The organism is Klebsiella ornithinolytica, from assembly GCF_030505655.1.
GTDB classification, from domain to species: Bacteria; Pseudomonadota; Gammaproteobacteria; order Enterobacterales; family Enterobacteriaceae; genus Klebsiella; species Klebsiella ornithinolytica.
In genome coordinates, this window is sequence record NZ_CP130153.1 from 3,664,158 (window position 1) to 3,688,448 (window position 24,291).

Annotated in this window: 17 protein-coding genes; 9 read left to right on the forward strand and 8 right to left on the reverse strand. The window is 56.1% G+C overall.

The window, feature by feature from the left end; all coding sequences use genetic code 11:
- Nucleotides 1–9: 9 nt before the first annotated feature.
- Nucleotides 10–1,020, reverse strand: coding sequence for a quinone-dependent dihydroorotate dehydrogenase (gene pyrD / locus Q1L34_RS17580; protein WP_004860131.1), 1,011 nt, complete (start codon nucleotides 1,018–1,020; stop codon nucleotides 10–12).
- A 250-nt stretch (nucleotides 1,021–1,270) separates the two neighbouring features.
- Between pyrD and ssuE the strand changes: the two genes are divergently transcribed.
- The 5 genes from ssuE to ssuB are packed head-to-tail and all read left to right on the forward strand — an operon-like array spanning nucleotide 1,271 to nucleotide 5,515.
- Nucleotides 1,271–1,846, forward strand: coding sequence for an NADPH-dependent FMN reductase (gene ssuE / locus Q1L34_RS17585; protein ID WP_004860128.1), 576 nt, complete (start codon nucleotides 1,271–1,273; stop codon nucleotides 1,844–1,846).
- Nucleotides 1,839–2,801 carry a sulfonate ABC transporter substrate-binding protein gene (locus tag Q1L34_RS17590; RefSeq protein WP_075808834.1) on the forward strand — a complete coding sequence of 321 codons (963 nt, stop codon included), beginning with the start codon at nucleotides 1,839–1,841 and terminating at the stop codon, nucleotides 2,799–2,801. The genes ssuE and Q1L34_RS17590 overlap by 8 nt, the downstream gene beginning before the upstream one ends.
- Complete coding sequence (gene ssuD / locus Q1L34_RS17595; RefSeq protein WP_015584716.1) at nucleotides 2,798–3,943, forward strand: FMNH2-dependent alkanesulfonate monooxygenase; 1,146 nt, start codon at nucleotides 2,798–2,800, stop codon at nucleotides 3,941–3,943. Before Q1L34_RS17590 ends, ssuD begins: the two co-directional genes overlap by 4 nt.
- Nucleotides 3,944–3,953: 10 nt before the next feature.
- Nucleotides 3,954–4,745, forward strand: a complete 792-nt coding sequence (gene ssuC, locus Q1L34_RS17600; RefSeq protein ID WP_004860122.1) for an aliphatic sulfonate ABC transporter permease SsuC — start codon at nucleotides 3,954–3,956, stop codon at nucleotides 4,743–4,745.
- The gene (ssuB, locus tag Q1L34_RS17605; RefSeq protein WP_004860120.1) at nucleotides 4,742–5,515 is read left to right on the forward strand and encodes an aliphatic sulfonates ABC transporter ATP-binding protein; all 774 of its coding nucleotides are present in this window, start codon (nucleotides 4,742–4,744) and stop codon (nucleotides 5,513–5,515) included. The genes ssuC and ssuB overlap by 4 nt, the downstream gene beginning before the upstream one ends.
- Nucleotides 5,516–5,625: 110 nt before the next feature.
- Here the strand turns inward: ssuB and pepN are convergent, their stop codons facing one another.
- Complete coding sequence (gene pepN / locus Q1L34_RS17610; protein ID WP_004860118.1) at nucleotides 5,626–8,241, reverse strand: aminopeptidase N; 2,616 nt, start codon at nucleotides 8,239–8,241, stop codon at nucleotides 5,626–5,628.
- A gap of 330 nt (nucleotides 8,242–8,571) precedes the next feature.
- Here pepN and pncB point away from each other — a divergent pair, with 330 nt between their 5' ends.
- The 4 genes from pncB (at nucleotide 8,572) to aspC (ending at nucleotide 14,400) form a co-directional block, all read left to right on the forward strand.
- Nucleotides 8,572–9,774: a nicotinate phosphoribosyltransferase gene (gene pncB, locus Q1L34_RS17615; RefSeq protein ID WP_004860115.1), complete on the forward strand. Its 1,203-nt coding sequence runs from the start codon at nucleotides 8,572–8,574 to the stop codon at nucleotides 9,772–9,774.
- Nucleotides 9,775–9,951: 177 nt separating this feature from the next.
- Nucleotides 9,952–11,352, forward strand: coding sequence for an asparagine--tRNA ligase (gene asnS, locus Q1L34_RS17620; protein ID WP_004860113.1), 1,401 nt, complete (start codon nucleotides 9,952–9,954; stop codon nucleotides 11,350–11,352).
- 591 nt (nucleotides 11,353–11,943) lie between these two features.
- A complete protein-coding gene (locus Q1L34_RS17625) occupies nucleotides 11,944–13,026 on the forward strand; it encodes a porin (protein WP_004860110.1) in 1,083 nt (360 codons plus the stop codon).
- Between the two features lie 183 nt (nucleotides 13,027–13,209).
- Nucleotides 13,210–14,400, forward strand: a complete 1,191-nt coding sequence (aspC, locus tag Q1L34_RS17630) for an aspartate transaminase (RefSeq protein ID WP_004860107.1) — start codon at nucleotides 13,210–13,212, stop codon at nucleotides 14,398–14,400.
- Between the two features lie 65 nt (nucleotides 14,401–14,465).
- Here the strand turns inward: aspC and Q1L34_RS17635 are convergent, their stop codons facing one another.
- The 6 genes from Q1L34_RS17635 to mukF all read right to left on the reverse strand — a co-directional run bounded on the left by Q1L34_RS17635 (nucleotide 14,466) and on the right by mukF (nucleotide 24,289).
- Nucleotides 14,466–15,113 carry an MBL fold metallo-hydrolase gene (locus Q1L34_RS17635; protein WP_015584787.1) on the reverse strand — a complete coding sequence of 216 codons (648 nt, stop codon included), beginning with the start codon at nucleotides 15,111–15,113 and terminating at the stop codon, nucleotides 14,466–14,468.
- Nucleotides 15,114–15,126: 13 nt separating this feature from the next.
- Nucleotides 15,127–15,678 (reverse strand): peptidoglycan L,D-endopeptidase MepK, encoded by a 552-nt coding sequence (gene mepK / locus Q1L34_RS17640; protein WP_015584788.1) that lies wholly within the window; start codon nucleotides 15,676–15,678, stop codon nucleotides 15,127–15,129.
- A 180-nt stretch (nucleotides 15,679–15,858) separates the two neighbouring features.
- Nucleotides 15,859–17,649 (reverse strand): L,D-transpeptidase, encoded by a 1,791-nt coding sequence (gene ldtD / locus Q1L34_RS17645; protein WP_327204218.1) that lies wholly within the window; start codon nucleotides 17,647–17,649, stop codon nucleotides 15,859–15,861.
- Nucleotides 17,650–17,833: 184 nt separating this feature from the next.
- A complete protein-coding gene (mukB, locus tag Q1L34_RS17650; protein ID WP_004860100.1) occupies nucleotides 17,834–22,282 on the reverse strand; it encodes a chromosome partition protein MukB in 4,449 nt (1,482 codons plus the stop codon).
- A complete protein-coding gene (gene mukE / locus Q1L34_RS17655; RefSeq protein ID WP_004860098.1) occupies nucleotides 22,282–22,986 on the reverse strand; it encodes a chromosome partition protein MukE in 705 nt (234 codons plus the stop codon). The genes mukB and mukE overlap by 1 nt, the downstream gene beginning before the upstream one ends.
- The gene (gene mukF / locus Q1L34_RS17660) at nucleotides 22,967–24,289 is read right to left on the reverse strand and encodes a chromosome partition protein MukF (RefSeq protein ID WP_004860096.1); all 1,323 of its coding nucleotides are present in this window, start codon (nucleotides 24,287–24,289) and stop codon (nucleotides 22,967–22,969) included. The genes mukE and mukF overlap by 20 nt, the downstream gene beginning before the upstream one ends.
- Between the last annotated feature and the right edge of the window lie 2 nt (nucleotides 24,290–24,291).

The window sequence follows — 24,291 nt, forward strand, 5'->3', positions numbered from 1 at the left end:
GGGAAAAGATTAGATATGGGTAACAATTTCTTTAATCAGCGGAGGGCCTTTAAAAATAAATCCGGAATAAATCTGGACAAGGCTGGCACCGGCGGCGATTTTTTCCCGTGCCGCGATCACCGAGTCAATCCCTCCGACTCCGATAATGGGCAAACGACCATTTAATTCTGTCGCCAGCATACGGATAATTTCCGTACTCTTTAATTGCAACGGACGACCGCTGAGACCACCGGTTTCATCACAGAATTTCATTCCCTGGACCAGCGAACGATCGAGGGTAGTATTGGTGGCAATGACGCCATCAATATTATGACGAACTAAACTATCGGCCACCTGGATCAATTCCTCAAGAGAAAGATCCGGCGCGATCTTCACAGCGACTGGAACATATTTCTGATGCTTTTGCTGCAGCTCAAGCTGCTTATTTTTAATACCAGAGAGTAAATCATCCAGGGCATCGCCGTATTGTAAGGTGCGCAGGCCTGGGGTATTCGGTGAAGAGATATTAATGGCGATATACCCGGCATACGGATAGACTTTTTCCATACAAATCAGATAATCATCTTTACCCTGCTCAACCGGCGTATCTTTATTCTTACCGATATTAATACCGAGAATACCGTCAAAATGCGCCTTTTTAACGTTCTCAACCAGGTTATCAACACCGTGGTTATTAAAGCCCATGCGGTTGATCAAACCTTCGGCATCCACCAGACGGAAGATCCTCGGCTTATCGTTCCCCGGCTGCGGACGCGGCGTTACGGTACCAATTTCAATGGAGCCAAAACCCATGGCGCCGAGCGCATCAATGCACTCGCCGTTCTTGTCCAGCCCAGCGGCCAGACCCAGCGGATTTTTAAACGTGAGACCCATGCAGGTGACCGGTTTGGACGGTACCTTCTGACGGACCAGCATTTCCAGCGGCGTACCTGATACACGGCGTAATTGTTGAAAAGTAACTTCATGAGCGCGCTCAGGATCGAGCTGAAAAAGGGCTTTACGAACGAAGGGGTAGTACATGAACTCTCCTGGATTCCCGGTGTGCAAACCGGGGGCGTATTATGTTCGATCGACGCCTGAAAGGGAATTGACCTACGACAAAAAATCTCGCATCCAACGCAAACGTTTACTTTTCTCCCCCGCGTTATGCAATTTCTGACAAAACTAGGGTGGAAAAATCATTTAGGGAAATAAATCGGCTCTGTCACACTGCCATTAAATGTTATCAATTATAGATAAATGCAAACATTTGGTTATAAGGAGAGAGAAGATGCGTGTCATTACACTTGCGGGCAGTCCGCGTTACCCTTCCCGTTCCAGCGCGCTTCTGGAATATGCCAGAGAGACGCTCTCCGCGGCAGATGTTGAAGTCTGCCACTGGCATCTGCAAAATTTTGCTCCGGAAGACCTGCTGTATGCTCGCTTCGATAACCCGGCATTACATACGCTGAATGAACAGCTGGCAGGCGCCGACGGGCTTATCATCGCTACCCCGGTCTATAAAGCCTCTTTTTCCGGCGCGCTGAAGACGCTGCTCGACCTGCTCCCGGAACGGGCGCTGGAGGGAAAAATCGTCCTGCCGCTGGCGACCGGCGGCACGATCGCCCACATGCTGGCGGTGGATTATGCACTGAAGCCGGTGCTCAACGCCCTGAAAGCGCAGGAGATTCTGCACGGAGTGTTTGCCGACGATAGCCAGGTTACCGACTATCAACATAAACCGCAGTTTACCCCTAATCTGCAGGGGCGGCTCGATCTGGCGCTGGAGACCTTCTGGCAGGCGCTGCATCGCCCGACCAGCCGCGCTCCCGCGCTCAAGACCCTCCGCGGGGTGGAACATGCATAACCTTTTCAGGACTCTCGCGCTGGGCGGGTTGCTGACGCTATCGGCCCTGAGCCATGCCGCACAATCCGCGCCGGACGCGCTGCGCATCGGCTACCAAAAAGGCAGCGTCAGTATGGTGCTGGCTAAAAGCCATCAGCTGCTGGAAAAGCGCTACCCGAACACCAACATCTCCTGGGTAGAATTTCCCGCCGGTCCGCAAATGCTTGAAGCGCTAAACGTCGGCAGTATCGATCTGGGGAGTACCGGCGATATCCCACCGATTTTCGCCCAGGCCGCCGGAGCCGATCTGGTTTACGTCGGCTCGGAACCGCCGAAGCCAAAAGCGGAAGTGATTCTGGTTGCGGAAAATAGCCCAATCAAAACCGTCGCTGAACTGAAGGGTCGCAAAGTCGCGTTTCAGAAAGGCTCCAGCTCCCACAACCTGCTGCTAAGGGCATTGCAGCAGGCGGGACTGAAATTCAGCGATATTCAGCCCGTTTATCTTGCCCCCGCGGACGCCCGCGCGGCGTTTCAACAGGGCAATGTTGATGCCTGGGCTATCTGGGATCCCTACTATTCAGCCGCTCTGCAACAAGCGAGCGCCCGGGTGCTTAAAGACGGAACCGATCTGAAACAAACCGGCTCTTTCTATCTGGCTTCACGCCCCTATGCAGAAAAGAACGGCGCCTTTATTAGCGGCGTGCTCGATACATTCAGCCAGGCGGATGCCCTGACGCTGAGCCAACGCCCGCAGAGCATTACCCTGCTGGCAAAAACGATGGGACTCCCTGAAACGGTGATCGCCAGCTATCTGGATCATCGGCCGCCGACCACCATCACTCCGGTCAGTAGCGAAACCGCCGCCCGGCAACAGCAAACCGCCGATCTGTTCTACGAGAATAAGCTGGTGCCGAAAAAAGTCGACATCCGTACCCGCATCTGGCTGCCCGCAACCGCACAAGGAGCAAAATCATGAGTCTGAATATGTTCTGGTTTTTACCGACCCACGGTGATGGTCGCTACCTGGGGACTGAAGAGGGCGCCCGCCCGGTTGATTACGGCTACCTGCAGCAAATTGCGCAAACCGCGGATCGCCTCGGTTTTACCGGCGTCCTGATCCCGACCGGACGTTCCTGTGAAGATGCGTGGCTGGTTGCTGCTTCGATGATTCCCGTCACCCAGCGTCTGAAATTTCTTGTCGCCCTGCGCCCGAGCGTGACCTCCCCGACTGTCGCCGCCCGCCAGGCCGCGACGCTCGACCGCCTGTCTAACGGCCGGGCGTTGTTTAACCTGGTGACCGGCAGCGATCCGCAGGAGCTCGCCGGCGACGGAGTTTTCCTCGACCATACCGAACGTTACGAAGCCTCTGCTGAATTTACTCATATCTGGCGCCGCCTGATGGAAGGTGAAACCGTGACCTTCAATGGAAAACATCAGCGGGTACGCGGCGCGAAGCTGCTATTCCCTCCCCTGCAGCAGCCGCGCCCGCCGCTCTACTTTGGCGGGTCGTCCGACGTGGCGCAGGATCTCGCCGCCGAGCAGGTCGATCTCTATCTCACCTGGGGAGAGCCCCCGGAGCAGGTTGCGGAAAAAATCGCCCAGGTGCGTGAAAAAGCCGCCCGCCACGGTCGTAGGGTCCGTTTCGGTATTCGTCTGCATGTGATTGTCCGGGAAACCAATGAAGAGGCCTGGGAAGCGGCCGAAAGCCTCATCTCGCATCTTGATGACGATACCATTGCCCGGGCGCAGGCCGCCTTTGCCAAAACCGATTCCGTCGGACAGCAGCGGATGGCCGCGTTGCACAACGGTCGGCGCGACAAGCTTGAAATCAGCCCTAACCTGTGGGCCGGCGTCGGGCTGGCACGCGGAGGGGCGGGAACCGCTCTGGTCGGCGATGCGGCTACCGTTGCTGAACGAATCAATGAATATGCAGCGCTGGGTATCGATAGCTTCATCTTCTCCGGCTATCCGCATCTTGAAGAGGCTTATCGCGTCGGCGAACTGCTGTTCCCGCTGCTGGATGTCACTATCCCGTCGATTCCGCAACCGCAACCTCTGGGTCTGCAGGGCGAGGCGGTGGCAAACGAGTTTATTCCGCGCAAAGTCGCACAAAGCTAAGGAGCACGCCATGGCTACGTCTGCGCAAAAGCTGCTGCTGCGGGTTGCCCCCTGGCTTCTGCCGGTGGGGACCGTCATCATCTGGCAGCTCGCCTCTTCCGTGGGCTGGTTATCCACCCGCATCCTTCCCTCTCCGGAGGGGGTGCTCAAGGCCTTCTGGACGCTTTCCGCCAGCGGCGAACTGTGGCAACACCTGGCCATCAGTTCGTGGCGTGCTCTGCTGGGCTTCGCCATCGGCGGTTCCATCGGGCTGGTGCTGGGCCTGATCAGCGGTCTGTCGCGTTGGGGGGAGCGTCTGCTGGATACCTCGATTCAGATGCTGCGTAACGTCCCGCATCTGGCGTTGATTCCGCTGGTTATTTTATGGTTCGGCATTGATGAAAGCGCCAAGATCTTCCTCGTCGCGCTGGGGACCATGTTCCCGATCTACATTAATACCTGGCACGGCATCCGCAATATCGATCGCGGGCTGGTGGAAATGGCGCGTAGCTATGGCCTGTCCGGCTTCGCCCTGTTCCGCCATGTGATTCTGCCGGGGGCCCTGCCCTCAATAATGGTCGGCATCCGCTTCGCCCTCGGGCTGATGTGGTTAACGCTGATTGTCGCCGAAACCATCTCCGCTAACGCCGGCATCGGCTATCTGGCGATGAATGCGCGGGAGTTTTTACAAACGGATGTGGTGGTCGTCGCCATTATTCTTTACGCCATTCTTGGCAAACTGGCCGACTTCAGCGCGCAGCTGCTGGAACGCGTCTGGCTACGCTGGAACCCGGCTTATCATCTTCAGGAGGCCAACGCATGACCACTGCCCGTCTGAACCCAGGGATCCCGCTGTTGCTTAACGGCGTGACCAAACGCTACGGCGAAAATACCATTCTTAACGCACTGGATTTACATATTCCGACCGGGCAGTTTGTCGCGGTGGTCGGGCGCAGCGGCGGCGGCAAAAGTACCCTGCTGCGTCTGCTGGCCGGGCTCGAAAAACCCAATGGTGGCGAGCTGCTGGCCGGCTCAACGCCGCTGGCGCAGGTCCAGGAAGACAGTCGCATGATGTTCCAGGACTCGCGGCTGCTGCCGTGGAAAACGGTGATAGACAACGTCGGTCTTGGACTGAAGGGGCAATGGCGTGATGCCGCCCTGCAGGCGCTGGCCAGCGTTGGCCTGGAAAACCGCGCCGGCGACTGGCCAGCAGCCCTCTCCGGCGGACAAAAACAGCGCGTTGCGCTGGCCCGCGCGCTGATTCATCGTCCTCGCCTGCTGCTTCTCGATGAACCGCTGGGCGCGCTGGATGCGTTAACCCGGCTGGAGATGCAGGATCTGATCGTCTCGCTGTGGGAAGAATACGGTTTTACCGTACTGCTGGTCACACACGATGTGAGTGAGGCGGTGGCCATGGCGGACCGGGTGCTGTTGATTGAAGAAGGGAAAATTGGCCTCGATGTCGCCGTCGATATTCCGCGGCCGCGGCGGACCGGATCGGCCAGGCTGGCTGAACTGGAAGCCGAGGTACTGAACCGAGTCATGAAACGTGGCAAGAGCGAATCGGCGCCGCGCTTATTGAGCCACGGTTAATCCCGCCCGAAGATCGCCCCGGCGACGCTGCAGCTGTCGGGGCGACGGTCTGAGGTTGTGAATAGCCCGGATAAGGCGCATCCGCGCCGTTATCCGGGAGTCCTGCCCCGTTACGCCAGCGCCTTACTGATTTTTTCGAACAGATCCCCGGAGAGATTCTCCAGACCTTTCAGCTGTTCCAGCGCCGCGCGCATCAGCGCCTGGCGTTTAGCATCGTAGCGTTTCAGCCGAATCAACGGCTCAATCAACCGGGACGCCACCTGCGGGTTGCGGCTGTTGAGCTCGGTCAGCATCTCCACCATGAACTGATAGCCACTGCCATCTTCGGCGTGGAATGCCGCCGGGTTACTGCCGGCAAACGCGCCAATCAGCGAGCGTACGCGGTTCGGGTTGCTCATACTAAACGAGCGGTGATTCAGCAGACCGCGTACCGTCTCCAGAACATTGTCCGCCGGGCTGGTGGACTGCAGGATAAACCATTTATCCATTACCAGGCCGTCCTGGTGCCATTTGTCATCATACTCCTGCATCAGCGCATCACGGCAAGGCAGCTGCGCGGCAACCGCGGCCGACAGGGCAGCCAGCGCATCGGTCATGTTGTCGGCCTGATGATACTGGGCGACGACCAGCTTATCCGCCAGCTCAACGTCGCCAAACGCCAGATAGCGCAGGCAGGTATTGCGCAGTGAACGCTTGCCGATATCGGCGTGTTCCACGCGATAACTCGCCAGCTTGTTGACGTTGTAAACCGCGAGGAACTCGTCCGCCAGCTCTTTTGCAAGCGTGCGGGTCAACGCTTCACGGACCGCCGCAATGGCGATCGGATCGATGATCGCAAACAGCTCAGCGATTTCATTGGCGGAAGGCAACGTCAGAATTTCAGCCGCCAGCGCCGGATCGATCTTCTCATCCAGCAAAATCGCGCGGAACGCATCGGCAACGTGAACCGGCAGCGACAGCGGCTGGCCCTGCTGATGGCGGTTGACGTTCAGCTTGATATAGGTTGCCAGCAGGCTCTGCGCAGCATCCCAGCGGGAGAAGTCGTTGCGCGCGTGGCGCATCAGGAAGGTGAGCTGCTGGTCGCTCCATTTATATTCCAGCTTCACCGGGGCGGAAAACTCGCACAGCAGCGCCGGTACCGGCTGGAAGTAGACGTTGTCGAAGACAAAAGTCTGCTCGGCCTGGGTCACATTGAGCACGTGATGCACCGGGTGGCCCCCTTTCTGCAGCGGGATCACCTTCCCTTCGTTATCATACAGTTCGATATCAAACGGAATATGCAGCGGCTGTTTCTCCGGCTGTTCCGCGGTCGGCGGCGTACGCTGGCTGATGGTTAAGGTGTACTGTTCGGTTTCCGGGTTGTAGTCATCATGGACGCTCACCACCGGCGTGCCGGACTGGCTGTACCAGCGACGGAAATGCGACAGGTCGACGTTAGAGGCATCCTCCATCGCCTGGACAAAATCGTCGCAGGTGGCGGCGCTGCCGTCGTGGCGTTCGAAGTACAGCTGCATCCCTTTCTGGAAATTCTCTTCGCCCAGCAGCGTATGGAGCATGCGGATCACTTCCGCCCCCTTCTCATACACCGTCAGGGTATAGAAGTTATTCATCTCGATGACGCTATCCGGGCGAATCGGATGGGCCATCGGGCTGGCATCCTCAGCGAACTGCAGACCGCGCATGGTACGCACGTTGTTAATCCGGTTCACCGCGCGCGAACCGAGATCGGAGCTGAACTCCTGATCGCGGAACACGGTCAGCCCTTCTTTCAGGCTCAGCTGGAACCAGTCGCGGCAGGTCACGCGGTTGCCGGTCCAGTTATGGAAGTATTCGTGGCCGATGACGCGTTCAATATCGAGATAATCTTTATCGGTGGCGGTATCGGTGCGGGCCAGTACGTATTTGGAGTTAAAGACGTTCAGTCCTTTGTTCTCCATCGCTCCCATATTAAAGAAGTCGACGGCGACAATCATATAGATGTCGAGATCGTACTCGAGACCAAAACGGGTTTCGTCCCATTTCATCGAGTTCTTCAGCGAGGTCATCGCCCACGGCGCGCGGTCGAGATTGCCGCGGTCAACGAACAGCTCCAGCGCGACTTCTCGCCCGGAACGGGTTTTAAAGGTATCGCGCAATACGTCGAAGTCGCCGGCCACCAGCGCAAAGAGATAGCACGGTTTCGGGAACGGGTCCTGCCACTGGATCCAGTGACGACCATTTTCCAGCTCGCCCTGCGCCACGCGGTTGCCGTTGGAGAGCAGGTACGGATATTTCGTTTTGTCGGCGATAATTTTGGTGGTGAAGCGGGCCAGCACATCCGGACGATCCAGATACCAGGTAATGTGACGGAAACCTTCCGCCTCGCACTGGGTGCACAGGGCTTCGCCAGACTGATAGAGACCTTCCAGGGCAGTATTCGCCGCCGGGCTGATTTCATTGACGATGGTCAGGGTGAAATGTTCCGGCAATCCGCCAATCACCAGCTGGTTATTTTCTTCTTTATAGTTGCTCCACGGCTGGCCATCCACCTGCAGGGAGACCAACGTCAGGTCTTCACCATCCAGACGCAACGGCACATCGGACGCCGCCGCGTGACGGGAGACTTTGCTCTCAGCCGTAACCACGGTTTTCTCGGCATCCAGGTCAAAGGTCAAATCGATATCGCTAATGAGATAATCCGGCGCACGGTAGTCGTGGCGGTATTTGGCTTGGGGCTGTTGTGTCATAAAAAACCTTTAGCATGTTCCATAAAGTGTCAAACCCAGTCTATTCCTGTTGTGTAGATCGCGCTATGCAGAATCTTCATCTTTTCAACGCTAAACACGAAAATTGCTACATATTGATAACACAAGAGGCACGAAATGCGCTCGACCGGGTGCAAAGCTTGTGGTGTGATCCCTGTTCAATATATTAAACTAGGCCTCGCAAATGACCGCCAGCGTCGCCATCGACCGTCACTGCGGGACAGAGTCGGGTAATAAAGGTATACTCAGCCTCCTTTTTTCTGCTTCGGTTTTTGATGGAAACGCTCCAGTGAGAGGACGCTACTGCGCACCATGACACAATTCACTTCTCCTGTACTGCACTCGCTGCTCGATACGGACGCCTACAAGCTGCACATGCAGCAGGCTGTCTTCCACCGCTACGGCGATGTACACGTTGCGGCGGAGTTCCGCTGCCGCGGGGACGATCTGCTCGGTATCTACGCCGACGCAATTCGCGAGCAGGTTGAAACCATGCGCGACCTGAAGCTGCAGGACGATGAATATCACTGGTTGTCTACCCTGCCGTTCTTTTCTCAGGATTATCTCGACTGGCTACGCGACTTCCGTTACGACCCGGGCCAGGTCACCGTCAACAATGAAAACGGCAAGTTAAATATTCGCCTGTCCGGCCCGTGGCGTGAAGTCATCATGTGGGAAGTTCCGCTGCTGGCGGTGATTAGCGAGCTGGTCCATCATTACCGCTCGCCGGAAATCAGCGTCGATTTAGCGCTGGAAACCCTCGAACACAAGCTGGCTGATTTTGCACAAATCACCGCCGGCCTCGATCTCAGCCACTTCCGTCTGATGGACTTCGGCACCCGTCGTCGCTTCTCGCGTGAAGTGCAGCAGGCCATCGTCGAACGCCTGCAGCAGGAGCCGTGGTTTATCGGTACCAGCAACTACGATCTGGCTCGCCGGCTTCATCTGACGCCAATGGGCACCCAGGCGCATGAATGGTTCCAGGCGCATCAGCAAATCAGCCCCAGTTTAGCCAACAGCCAGCGCGCGGCGCTGGCAGCCTGGCTGGAAGAGTATCCTGACAAACTCGGTATCGCTCTCACCGACTGCATTACCATGGATGCTTTCCTGCGCGATTTCGGCCCGGAATTTGCCAGCCGCTACCAGGGGCTGCGCCACGATTCCGGCGACCCTGTCGAGTGGGGCGAAAAAGCCATCGCCCATTACCAGAAGCTGGGGATCGACCCCATGAGTAAAGTGCTGGTCTTTTCCGATAACCTCGATCTGGCAAAAGCCGTCGATCTCTATCGCCACTTCTCTTCGCGGGTCAATCTGAGCTTCGGCATTGGCACGCGTTTAACCTGCGACATCCCACAGGTTAAACCGCTAAACATCGTGATAAAGCTGGTGGAATGTAACGGTAAACCGGTCGCGAAACTCTCCGACAGCCCGGGGAAAACCATCTGTCACGACAAGGCTTTTGTCCGGGCACTGCGTAAAGCCTTTGACCTTCCGCCGGTGAAAAAGGCCAGTTAATCACCACATTAATCATCGCAAGGAGCCGTTCTGGCTCCTTGTTCTTTATTTATTTCCGAAAACTCCCCTTGATGGTGCGAAATCTGCTTGTCTGATGGAAGATGACAGGTAACATAGATATCCCCCATTATCGGGGGATACAGATTTTTTTATTGGACTACGAATAGAGAGACTATTATGAGCGTTGTGCCTGTAGCCGACGTACTCCAGGGCCGTGTTGCCGTTGACAGCGAAGTCACCGTGCGCGGATGGGTACGTACCCGCCGAGATTCAAAAGCTGGCTTTTCCTTCCTGGCCGTCTATGACGGTTCCTGCTTTGATCCTGTACAGGCCGTTATTAATAATTCTCTGCCCAATTACAATCAGGAAGTGCTGCGCCTGACCACCGGCTGCTCGGTCGTCATTACGGGTAAAATCGTGGCATCTCAAGGCCAGGGTCAAAGTTTTGAAATCCAGGCCAGCCACGTTGAAGTGACAGGTTGGGTAGAAGATCCGGATACCTATCCGATGGCCGCTAAGCGTCACAGCATCGAGTATCTGCGTGAAGTTGCGCACCTGCGTCCACGTACCAACCTGATTGGCGCGGTCGCTCGCGTACGTCATACCCTGGCACAAGCGCTGCATCGCTTCTTTGACGAGCAGGGCTTCTTCTGGGTTTCCACGCCGCTGATTACCGCTTCCGATACCGAGGGCGCGGGTGAAATGTTCCGTGTCTCCACGCTGGATCTGGAAAACCTGCCGCGTAACGATCAGGGCAAAGTAGATTTCGATAAAGACTTCTTCGGTAAAGAGTCGTTCCTGACCGTATCCGGCCAGTTGAACGGTGAGACCTATGCCTGCGCGCTGTCTAAAATCTACACCTTTGGCCCAACCTTCCGTGCCGAAAACTCCAACACCAGCCGCCACCTTGCGGAATTCTGGATGCTGGAACCGGAGGTCGCGTTTGCCAACCTGAACGACGTTGCAGGCCTGGCGGAAGCCATGCTGAAATACGTCTTTAAGGCGGTACTGGAAGAACGAGCGGACGATATGAAGTTCTTCGCCGAGCGCGTGGATAAAGAAGCCGTTTCCCGTCTGGAGCGCTTTATTGATGCCGACTTCGCTCAGGTCGATTACACCGACGCCGTCACCATTCTGGAAAACTGCGGTAAGCAGTTTGAAAACCCGGTTTACTGGGGCGTGGACCTCTCTTCCGAGCACGAGCGCTACCTGGCTGAAGAACACTTCAAAGCGCCGGTGGTCGTGAAAAACTATCCGAAAGACATTAAGGCGTTCTATATGCGCCTTAATGAAGACGGTAAAACCGTCGCCGCCATGGACGTTCTGGCGCCTGGCATCGGTGAAATCATCGGGGGTTCCCAGCGTGAAGAGCGCCTGGATGTGCTTGACGCGCGTATGGCGGAGATGGGTCTTAATAAAGAAGACTACTGGTGGTACCGCGACCTGCGTCGTTACGGCACCGTACCGCACTCCGGCTTCGGCCTGGGCTTTGAGCGCCTGATCGCCTATGTCACCGGCGTACAAAACGTGCGTGATGTGATCCCGTTCCCGCGGACTCCGCGCAACGCCACATTCTGATTAATTTTTCTTATCATTGCCGAAGGCCAGCGTAAGCTGGCCTTTTTTTATGTCAGGCTCTGTTAATGAATATCAAGAAATTTAAACATCAACCCTTCCAGTTCACATTTATGTTACTCACTATTACGACTTGTTCCTGCACGCCAAACCGCACCTTATGTTCATTCATCGACGAAATGCCTGATAATTTTGTTCATTTTTTAACCTCACGCAGCACAAGATGTAAAGACAAATGCTGAGCGAAAAAAAAGCGAAATGCAGACATAAAATGCACAAACGGGCCTTTATCTAAATTAATCATAATTAATTCATATAGATATATATAGCCTGTCTGTTTTGCGAGCAAAGTGGAACGGAATTTTGATTGAGTTCACAAAGTTCCAAAAAATACACATTTAGTTACACACTCTTTCGTCTTGTTACTCATATGCGACATTGGTAGCATTTTCCGGCTAGCGAAACGCTGGCGCGGATGGAAAGATGCCTTCAGACACCAAACTATCATCAATAGTTCTGTAAATTTTTATTGACGGAATTTATTGGCGGCAGTGGCAAGTGTTCATATAAAAATATTAATGAGGGTAATAAATAATGATGAAGCGCAATATTCTGGCAGTGGTAATCCCTGCCCTGCTGGTAGCCGGCGCAGCTAACGCTGCAGAAATCTATAACAAAAACGGCAACAAACTGGACTTCTACGGGAAAATGGTTGGTGAGCACGTCTGGACCACCAATGGTGACACCAACAGCAGCGACACCACCTATGCACGTATCGGCCTGAAAGGCGAAACCCAGATCAACGATCAGCTGACCGGTTACGGCCAGTGGGAATACAACATGGATGCGTCCAACGTTGAAGGTTCCCAGGGTACCAAAACTCGTCTGGCCTTCGCGGGTCTGAAAGCGGGTGAATACGGTTCATTCGACTACGGCCGTAACTACGGTGCTATCTACGACGTTGAATCCGCAACCGATATGCTGGTTGAGTGGGGCGGCGACGGTTGGAACTACACCGACAACTTCATGACCGGCCGTACCAACGGCGTAGCAACCTACCGTAACTCTGACTTCTTCGGTCTGGTTGACGGTCTGAGCTTCGCGCTGCAGTACCAGGGTAAAAACGACAGCAGCCGTGCTATCCAGAAACAAAACGGCGACGGCGTCAGCACCTCTGCAACCTATGCATTTGACAACGGTATCGCGCTGTCTGCTGGTTACGCCTCTTCTAACCGTAGCGTCGCGCAGAAAGCTGACGGTAACGGCGACAAAGCTGAAGCGTGGGCAACCTCCGCTAAGTACGACGCAAACAACATCTACGCAGCAGTCATGTACTCTCAGACCTACAACATGACCCCGGAAAACCAGGCGAACTACTTCGCTGGCAAAACTCAGAACTTCGAAGCCGTTGCTCAGTATCAGTTCGACTTCGGTCTGCGTCCGTCCATCGGCTACGTTCAGACTAAAGGTAAAAACCTGCAGGGTCGTACCGGTTTCTCCGGCGGCGATGCTGACCTGGTTAAATACATCGAAGTGGGTACCTGGTACTACTTCAACAAGAACATGAACGTCTACGCAGCATACAAATTCAACCTGCTGGACGACAACAGCTATACCGAAACGGCTAAAGTGTCCACCGATGACCAGGCTGCAGTAGGTATCGTTTACCAGTTCTAATCAGTACACCCCTTCGCGATATGCCTAAAAAGCAGGACTTCGGTCCTGCTTTTCTACATTACTAAGATAAAGATCGTAACTTTCGAAAACCTTCTCGCTTTTTGTCGCAAACGGTTGGCAATTTGTAAATCTCCCGTTACCCTGATAGCGAAATTCCCTCAGTAATCACAATGGAACCTCGTCATGTTTGAGAACATTACTGCCGCCCCTGCCGACCCCATTTTAGGCCTGGCCGATCTGTTTCGTGCCGATGACCGCCCGACTAAAATTAACCTCGGGATTGGTGTTTACAAAGATGAAACGGGTAAAACCCCGGTCCTGACCAGCGTTAAAAAAGCAGAACAGTATCTGCTGGAAAATGAAACCACAAAAAACTATCTGGGTATCGACGGTATTGCGGAATTTGGTCGCTGCACCCAGGAACTGCTGTTCGGTAAAGGAAGCGCAATCATCAGCGATAAGCGCGCACGTACCGCCCAAACCCCTGGCGGCACCGGCGCTCTGCGCGTTGCCGCTGACTTCCTGGCGAAGAACACCGCTGTAAAACGCGTCTGGGTAAGCAACCCGAGCTGGCCGAACCACAAAAGCGTATTTAATTCCGCAGGCCTGGAAGTGCGCGAATACGCCTATTACGATGCGGCCAACCATACCCTCGACTTCGACGGTATGCTGGCAAGCCTCAATGAAGCACAGGCGGGCGACGTGGTTCTGTTCCATGGCTGCTGCCATAACCCAACCGGTATCGATCCTACGCTGGAGCAGTGGCAGCAGCTGGCACAGCTGTCCGTTGAGAAAGGCTGGCTGCCGCTGTTCGACTTCGCCTACCAGGGCTTTGCCCGCGGTCTGGAAGAAGATGCCGAAGGTCTGCGCGCGTTCGTTGCGCTGCATAAAGAGCTGCTGGTTGCGAGCTCCTACTCGAAGAACTTTGGTCTGTACAACGAACGCGTGGGTGCCTGCACGCTGGTTGCGGCGGATGCCGAAACCGTTGACCGCGCTTTCACGCAGATGAAGTCGGCGATTCGTGCGAACTACTCCAACCCGCCTGCGCACGGCGCGTCGGTGGTAGCGACGATCCTCAGCAACGATGCACTGCGTGCTATCTGGGAACAAGAGCTGACCGATATGCGCCAGCGTATTCAGCGTATGCGTCTGCTGTTCGTCAATACCCTGCAGGAAAAAGGGGCCAGCCGCGACTTCTCTTTCATCATCAAGCAAAACGGGATGTTCTCGTTCAGCGGCCTGACCAAAGAGCAGGTGCTGCGTCTGCGTGAAGAGTTCGGGGTCTACGCCGTAGCTTCCGGGCGTATCAACGTCGCCGGTATGACGCCAGACAACATGGCGCCGCTGTGTGAAGCGATTGTCGCCGTGCTGTAATAGCATCGCTGGCAAAAAATAAAGGCCGCTTGCGCGGCCTTTATTATATTTTCCGTCGGGAAGTATTACCAGACGGGCATTTCATCCTGCAGGAAAGGGTTGTGCTGACGCTCATAGCCCAGCGTCGACATCGGCCCGTGACCGGGAATAAACGTCACATCATCACCCAAAGGCAGTAATTTACGTTTAATCGCATCAATCAGCTGACCGTGGTCGCCGCGCGGGAAGTCGCTGCGCCCAACGCCACCTTTGAAAATGACATCGCCGGAAATCAGCAGCCGGGAAGCCTCATCAAAAAAGACCACGTGCCCTGGCGTATGCCCGGGACAGTGCAGCACCTGCAGAGAAATATTCCCCACGCTGACGACGTCGCCTTCATTGAGCCAGCGGTCCGGCTGCAGGGGCTGGCAATCCTCCAGACCAAACATCCGGCTCTGCGCCGGCAGACCTTCCAGCCAGAACTCATCTTCTTTTTCCGGTCCGATAATCGGCACGCCATAGTGCTGTGCCAGTTCGGCCGCCGCACCAACGTGATCGAGATGGCCGTGGGTGAGCAAAATCTGCATCAGGCTGACGCCTGCTGCCGAGACTTCCTGTTTGATTCGCTCAGCGTCACCGCCGGGATCGACCAGCGCAGCGAGCCGGGTTTGCTCACACCAGATTAAAGAACAGTTCTGAGCGAACGCGGTAACCGGAATAATACGATAGTTCATGATGCTCCTTTCGTTACCAGTGCCTGACCGGACCGGTATCAATATGCACAAAGTTGCTACGTGGATAGTATCCTACACCACCTGCGCCCATAGATAACGCCGCTTTGCGAACATTGCTTAACGAAATGCCTTCTATGTGGAAATCCATTGCCTGTCCCTTGGTGTGATAGCTATGTTTCGCCACACCACGGCTTCGTGCACGGAGCTCATCATTGGTATCAAGGGAACGATAGCCGGAGATAAGCTGAACAGGTTTATTGGTACCAAGTAATCCCTGCAGACGATAGAGTTGATCAAACAAACTCGGATCGATTGGCTTAATTTTATTCGCGCGAAAATCACGGAAAAAATGGTTAAGCCTTGCTAATTCATCCTGAATATAGCCTCTGCCATCGAAAAACTCCGCCTTGAGTGATTCACCAGTATGCAGGTTATTCAACGTCAGAATACGCGGTCGGGGGGTCGAGAGGGTGGCAAATGCCGGCGCAGGCAGAATGGCGGCAGCACCGAGCGCAGCCCCACCTAACGCCAGCAATTTGCGGCGATTAGCGTCAAATTTGTCCATGATAATCAGGTCTACAAGTAAATGAATCGAATATATGCACTTCTGGCGCACGAAAGGCACCTTACCGGGCATTATTGCCAACGTCAAGGTAGCCTAACCCCAGTAAATACGGGCCCTGTAGAGGAACAGGGCCTGTTTTCACTGAGAGTTAGGACAACGAAATTCGTTGAACTACTTCATTTACCTGATTAATTGTTCTGCTTTCGCCAGAATTTGTGCGCCAGATCGCGCGGTGAGATCGTAATTGTAAATATCTGTGCGATATTGCATGCGGCCATCCGCATCGACGAAGGCGGTCAGATAATAGAGATTGACCGGGATGTTCTGGCGGATATTAACATAGCGGGTATCGCCCTGCTTGAGCGCATCAGAAATCCGCGTGTCATTCCAGCCGGCATCCTGCAGCAGCATATTCGCCAGCTCCGAAGCTTTGTTGACCCGCACGCAGCCGGAACTTAAGGCCCGCACGTCTTTCTGGAACAGATTGTGGTTCGGCGTATCGTGCAGATAGATAGCATCGGAGCTGGGCATATTAAACTTGTAGCGCCCCAATGAGTTACGCGCGCCAGGCGCCTGCTGAAAACGGAACGGCAGATTGTTTTCAGTGATCGTCGACCAGTCAACGCGATACGGGTCGATAGCCTCTTTGCTGTTCCAGCCGCGCATCACGGTGTAACCATGCTGCTCAAGATAGCCCGGATCGTTACGCACCTTCGGCAGGATATCTTTGCGCGCCAGCGTCGGCGGTACGTTCCACGGCGGGTTAACCACCACGTTGTTTAGCGCGCTGCTCATCATCGGCGTTTTACGGTCCGGCCGCCCCACAATCACTCGCGATGCCAGCACCTGACTGCCATCCTGGTAATAGACCAGAGAAAAGGCCGGAATATTGACCATAATGCCGGTAGAGAGTTTGCCCGGCAGCAGACGCAGGCGCTGAATGTTCAACGCCAGCACGCCCGCACGCTGAGCCGCTGAGACGTTGAGCCAGTCGCGGGTGGATTGACCAATCACGCCATCGGCGCCCAGCCCCTGCCAGGCCTGGAAGCGCTTAACGCCCTCAACAAGCTGGCGATCGTAGACGCCGCGCGCCGCGGGTTTACTCTTCTTCCCGGCAGACGGACTCACGACATCCCCCGGCAGCGCAATTTTCGCGGAATCATCGAGCATACCGTTGCGCTGTAAAATTTCGCGCAGCGCGCCAATATCGTTACTCCACTCCCCCGGACGCAGCGACGCGTTGCTGGTCAGCTGCGGCCACGGACGGGAGTCGGCCACCAGCGCCAGCAGCGCCCGGTGCATCGCCTCATACTGCGGATGCTTCGGCGACAGTCCGGCAATAAACGGCACCAGAGAGCCATTATCCAGCGCCAGCTGCCACTGATTAATCACCGACAGCGGCGGGGTCGCCATGGCGTACGGCTTCGTTCCGTACAGCCAGCGGTTCCCCTGCACCGGAATACCGCTGATAAAATGCAGGTATCCCATCATGGCGTCGGAGAGCACGATGTCGCGAGCCATGCCGTTCACCGCCGGATCGGTCAGCAGGCTGACCCAGGTGGTAAATTGCGGCTGAAAACCGGCGATGGCGACCTCAGCCAGCTGCTGCTGGAAAGCCTGAACCGCGTCGCGGTTCTCCCACATCGGCTTCATCTCTCTGGCCGCATAGAGCGACACCAGCGGGTTCATAAACACGGGCTGATAGCCGGCCGGCAGCAGCGCCGTTATCGCGGCGCGGCTTTTTTCTGCGGCACCGGCAGCCAGCGGCTGTTCGCCGGCCATTTTCGCCACCGCCGCGGATTGACCATCGCTCTGGATAAGCGCAGACGACAGCTCTCCCAGCGTCGCAGAACTGTCCGTGGGTACAATTTCAGGCTCTTCGGCCTGGGCATTAAACAGTGGAGCAAATGCAAATGCCAGGCTCAAACTCAGCGCTGACAATTGACGACCATACCGTTTTTTTAGCAACATCCCTTGCCCCCTGTTGTCACATTGCCGCCCGTAAAACCGGGTTTTACTCTCAGTATATAGAGGCGCAAAAGCTTTTGCCTCCCCAAATGTAAAGAAGTTTAAAGATTATAAAGCGTTAACTTAGCGAATCCGATAACAAAAAGGGCGACATCAAGTCGCCCTTTTATCTATCGATCGATGACCGCTAAGAGGCATCCGCCGTTCCAGGCAGCGTTTCCGGCAGCTGGGCGGCAAAACCGCGCAGCCCGACAACGTGGACGTGTTCGTGGTTATTAAACACTTTACGCACTAGCTTGTAGGTGGTGCCTTTTTCCGGGCTGATGTTTTCCGGCGCCGCGATAATCAGCTGCATCTCCAGACGCTCGCACAGCTCGAACAGCGTGGCGATAGAGCGGGCATCGAGACGCGCCGCTTCATCGAGGAACAGCAGACGGCACGGTGACAGGTCTTTGCCGCGCAGGCGACGAGACTCATCTTCCCAGCTCTGCACCACCATCACCAGAATCGACATCCCGGTACCGATAGCTTCCCCGGTGGACAGCGCGCCGGATTCTGCACGCAGCCAGCCGTCGGAGCCGCGGTTAACTTCCACTTCCATCTCCAGATAGTTGCGGTAGTCGAGCAGCTCTTCGCCGATGGTCTGCGGCGTACGTTGTCCCATATCGATCTGCGGGTTCAGGCGCTGATACAGCTTCGCCAGCGCTTCCGAGAAGCTCAGGCGGTTGCTGTTAAACAGATCCTGATGCTGCTCGTGCTGTTCGGACAGCACATCAAGCAGCGTCGAGTGGGTTTCCCGCACGTTGACATTCAAGCGCACGCTGTTGACCTGGCCGAAGGAGACGCTTTGCAGCCCCTGGTTGAGCATACGGATGCGGTTCTGCTCGCGCTGAATCGTTTTGCGAATAATATTGGCCACGCTGCGGGAGCTGATGGCCAGTTTCTGCTCACGGTTGGTCAACTCTTCCGTCAGACGGCTCAGCTCGATTTCCATCTGTTCAATCGCTTCTACCGGGTCGTCGGTGCGGATAATATCCTGACGGATACGCTCGCGCAGATGCTGGTAGACCGCGACAAAGAACTGAATTTTACGTTCAGGACGTTTCGGATCCTCGGAGACACGCAGCACATCGCGCAGATGTTCGTTATCCGCTACGGCCAGACGCAGCGCACCCAGCGCTTTATCCGACATCGAGCGTAGTTCGTCAGCGGAGAGGTAGGCCAGCTCGCGGCGATGCAGACGACGTTCGACCCCGTTATCTTTCACCAGCCGCATAACCGCACACCAGCCCGCCTTGGCGCTCACCACCTGCTCACGCATTTCACAGTAGTCGCGCTCAAGTTTACGCAGCCTGCGGGTCAGGTTGTCCATTTCGGCTTCACAGAAGGTCAGCGCTTTTTCCAGCTGATTCCGGCGTGAGCGGTTGTTGCTTAACTGCGTATGCAGCTGATCGCGGCGCGCACGCGCACGCTCTTCCGCGCCGCTGTCGGCACGTACGCCGATATCCTGCAGCTCTTTGTACAGATCGCTGAGCAGCTCTTTTTTGGTATCAAAGGAGCTTTTCAGCGACGCCAGCACCTGATTGTACTGGTTCAGCTGCGCAGAATGGGTACGCATCGCGTCGCGGGCGCGGCTACGTTCAGCCTCCGCCTGCTCCAGGCGCTGGCGCAGTTTTTCATTGAGGTCGCTGTTGCCGTTCAGCATTTCCGCCGAATCGGAATAGCTGAAGTGGGCACGACGCTGAACCACTTCACTCAGCGCAAACGCCTGTTGACGCGCGTCGCGCTGCATCTGCTGCGCATAGGCATAGTCTTCTTTCAGCTGTTCAAACTGTTCCGGGTCGCTCTGCAGGACTGAAACGATCGGCTCCAGTTTTGCCAGCTGATTGCCGTACTGTTGAATAAAGCGCGCCGCTTCCTGGGCCTCATCCAGCCGTTCCTGGATTTCGTCAACGCGGTCGGCCAGCGTATCGTCCGCCAGCAGGTTAAGGCGCGGCAGCAGGCGGTTGAGGGCGGAAACCCCCTCTTTCGCCTGCTCAAACTGCACCCGGTTCTGCTGGTTGTCGCTTTCATGCGCGTTGAGCGCGCGCTCCAGCTCGCCGCGGCGGCTGTTGAGCTTACGGATCTCTTCTTCCGGATCGTCTTCAAACGCGACGGCCAGATGGCTACCGATAAAGCGACTGAAGGCCTGGTGCTGACGCTGCGTTTTCTGCACGTCGAATGAGAGGGTCGCAAAACGCTCTGACAGATCCTCACGCTCGGCATGCAGACTCTCAATGCGGCTTTCACGCGCGGCGCGGCCAAACAGCGGCAGCGTCGGGAAGCGCGAGTAGCGCCACTGGCGATCGGCCACCTTAACGACAACCGCTTTTTCCAGCTCATCGACGCTGAATACGCTGTCATCGAAGGATTGCGGATCGCCCTCGATCAGATAGAGATCTTCCGGACAATCTTCCAGCCCTTCCAGCTGTTCGGCGATCTGCGCCAGATTAGGTACCACGATCGCGTGACGCGACGGGCCATACAGCGCGGAGAAGTACGGGGCGTCTTCAAGGCTGACATCGTCATAAATTTCCGACAGCAGTACGCCACCAAAACGTTCCGCCAGCGCGTTAAGGCGAGGATCTTCAGACCCTCCCGGTTGGCTGAGGCGTTCGATCTCTTCGTCGATAGCGCGTTTACGGGCGCCCACTTCGTCGCGTTCGACGATGGCTTCGCGCTCGCGCTCCAGCAGCTGCTGGAGATATTCAGTGACATCCTGGCTTGATTCAAACTGCTCACCGCTCTGTTCGCAGAGCTGGTTGAGACTGTTTTGCGCGGCCAGCCAGATCGGCGCCCGACGCAGCAGAGACTGAGTGCGCGACTGCAGCTGCTCCAGCTCCTGACGCAGGTTCATGCGCTGTTCGCTGGCAGAAGAGACGCTATCGGATAAGGAGGCGATGCGCGCTTCCAGCTCCTGATGCAGCGCTTCCAGATCGTCAATATCGTAGCGTTTTCCTTGACGCTTGCAGAATTCGCTCAGCTGGCGTTCAGCGTCCTGCTGCTCGCGCAGACGTTGTTCCAGCTCGGTCAGACGGCTGCGCAGCCCTTGTGCCTGCTCGGCGAGGTGACGTTGGTTGACGCCATCGCGCAGCAGCTCGCGCGCTACGTCCCAGGCCTCATTACGCGCCAGCGGGCCATTGATGGCCACCACCAGCTGGTAAGCTTGCTCAAACTGGCCGTGGGCGGTCTGCGCCACGCTCATTTTTTGTTCCAGCGACAGCATTTTTTCCGTCGCTTCTTGCTCTTTGGCCTGGAATGTTTCCAGCCATTGGTCGGCGCTTTCCGGCGTTAAATCCGGTAAATGACACAGCGCCTTCGCACGTTCCAGCGCCTGCAGCGCCTGGTTGTACTGAATCGCGCGGGTCTGCTGCACGTCCAGCGCCTGCTGGTAGTCGGCGAGCTGGCTTTTCAGCTCATCCACTTCCAGTTCAGCGGCCTCTGCGCGAGCTTCGTTCTCTTCCTGCAAATCGGTCGCTTCGGCGACGACTTCATTCTGCTCTTCAAGACGAATCTGCAGTTCATCGAGATCCGCTTCATAACGCTCGATTTTTTCCTGCTGGCGCAGCGCGGTTTGTACCAGATTCAGGTGGTCGCTGGCAGCCTGATAATCGGCTTCCAGATCGCCTTCTGCGCCGTTATGTTCCTGCAGTTCACGAGCCATATCGACGTGCTTATACTGCTCTGCCGCCAGCTGCGCCCGCGAGGTAAAGAGATCGCGACGATACTCCAGCGCTTTATCCAGATGCACGCGACGTTCATTGGCGTGACGCATATAGTCCGCCGCTACATAGTTCGTCGCTTCGCTGATCAGATGTTTAAACAGGTCGCGATCGGACTGGGTGACGCGAATGGCTTCGAGCGTCATGCGGTTTTCGCGCAGCGCGGCTTCCATATCCTGGAATGCTTTACGTACGCCGCTGTTTTCCGGCAGCAGGTAGTCGCGCAGCGAGCGGGTAATAGTGTTGGAGATCCCGCCATACAGCGAGGCTTCAATCAGGCGATAGTATTTGCTGCGATCGGAAGCCGAACGCAGACGACGCGCGACAACGCCCAGATCGAACATCAGCGAGTGATAATCGGTTATCGAGTTAAACTGCTTGAACTGCACCCCTTCCATCTCTTCAAGCTTATCTTTCAGCTCGTTGAGGCTCAGCACGCGCGCCTGGCGCTCGTTAAGGGTTTCCGTCAACAGCTGGGTCGGCTGAATGGACATCGGCAGCCCCTGGATAGCAAACGGCTTGATATCCACTTTACGATCGCGACCGGCGATCTGCTGCAGGCGCACGCCCACGACCACGCGCTGGTGGTGCGAGTTGACCACGTCCAGTACCGAATAACACACCCCGGCCCGCAGCTTCCCGTGCAGACCTTTATCGCGCGAACCGCTGGTGGCCCCCGCTTCGGTGGTGTTGCGGAAGTGCAGCAGGGTCAGGTCCGGAATCAGTGCCGTGACGAAAGCCGCCATGGTGGTCGATTTCCCGGCGCCGTTGCCGCCGGAGAGGGTGGTGACCAGCTCATCCAGATCAAAGGTGCGGGCAAAAAAACCGTTCCAGTTAACCAGCGTCAGCGAGCGAAATTTACCGCGTTCAATCATTACTCTTCCTCCCCGCTATCCGGCTGATTCTCTTCATTCTCGTCATGGAGCCGCAGATGATTTTCCAGCGCCATCGCTTCGCCGTCGCGAATCATGCGCAGCTGCGCCTCACGCGGATCGTCGCCGACGCGAACGTCAGCCCCAAAGCGGAAGACCGACTCGGTGATGCGAAATTTGCTGCTGTCATGGCCCATAAACCAGACCATGCCCAGGCGGCGCAGACGGTTGAGCGACGCGCGCATTTTTTCCTGTAGCTTCTGGCGGTCGAGATCGGATCCGGTAGAGCGGTTGTTCACCAGCTTCAGCAGTTTAGCCTCGTCCGCCAGGGTCAGAAGCTCGTCGTAGAGCTCCTGCTGGGTAAAGATCCCTTCGTTGGCCAGCCGTTCCGGGCTGAGATAGAGGTAGCAAAGAATTTTGCCGACCATCATATCCAGCTCGGAGAGCACCGAGCGCGGGATCAGCGTCGTGGAGCGCGGGCGCAGATAGAAAAACCCTTCCGGCGCGCGAATCAGCTCAACGTTATAACGAGCGTAAAACTCTTCCAGGTAATCCTGGAAATCCATCAAAAAAGCGTGATTATCCAGTTCGTCCAGGCCGATATGACGGCCTGCTCGCAGGGCGCTATCCAGCGCCGGAAATAACGGATTGCCCAACGCCAGCGCCAGTTTAACTGGCATCACTTGTTCAATATTTGTCGATGACATGCGCCTGTACCTTGGCTCCGTAATCATTAATCGGCTGCCATTTTGCCGGCAGTCCGGTGAAATCTGCTTGTGCGACGCCCAGGCGTACCGCCTGATCGACGACGATTCGCGCCACATCAAAATGGCGAGCTCGCGGATACTGCGCCAGATATTCGCGCACCACCAGACCGAGGTCCAGCGGGACGCCTTTGTCTTTGTAAACCACCAGCTGCGCTTCAATCAGCGCGGCGAGCTGCTCGCGAATTTCGTTAAACTCTTCGTATTCCAGATCCGCCGGGAGCTCCCCGGTAACCTCTTCGTCACGCAGCGCCATCTCTTCATCGCGCATATCCAGCAGACGATCGGCGCTGGCGTGAGTCAACGCCCACGGGGCGTCAAAGTAGGTCTGGATCGACTGACGCAGACGCTGGGCGAAGACGCGGTTTTTATCCATATCGATAGCGGTACGGATAAATTTGTGCACGTGGCGATCGTAGCCGATCCACAGGTCAATCGCCTGCTGGCCCCAGCTGACGATACGGTCCAGTTTACTTTGCAGATCGAAGACTAAGCGGTCGACAAAATGCAGGTCGTCGCGTGAAATTGTCGCATCCTGAATTCTCAGCAGGTTAGCCTGCAGCTTATCGCCTGCGGCATCCAGCGTATCCTGCAACTCGCGCAGGGTGCCGGACGTTTCTGACAGCAGCAGCTCACAGCTGGAGATCGCCGCGCGCCAGTCTTTGTTTAACAGCTGAGCGATATCATCTTTGACCAGCTGCTGCTGTTCATCCATGATGCGCTGCGTCAGATCGATACTGTCGAAAATCTCAGCAACCGAATATTTCAGCGGCGCAAAGACGTTGCGATGCCAGTGAAACTCATCGCCGCCCTCTTCTGCCGAGTCGGCTGCGCGCTTGAGCTCACCGGCGACGATCGACAGCTGCATCGACAGACGCAGAGTGGAAAATTCGCGTTGGCGAATATAGTAGTCGGTAATCCCGATGCCCAACGGCGTCAGGCGATAAATTGCATTGCCTTCCGTGATTTCGCTGGTAAAGCGGTTCAGCAGACGTTGGCGCACCATATCGTTGATCGCATTATTGGCGCGCTGGCTGATGGTTTCGCTGGTCTGCTCAAACGCATCACTGACGTGGCGGAACGCATCCACCAGTTCTCCCTCGGTCATTTCCCCTTCGAGCCGCTCGCCGTTCAGCGTAGCAACCGCCAGCAGAAACGAGAGTCTGTCTACCGGCAGCGAAATAGAAAAATCATTTTTTCTGGCCCAGGCAACCAGTTCGGGGACTGTCTGGGAAAATTCACTCATAG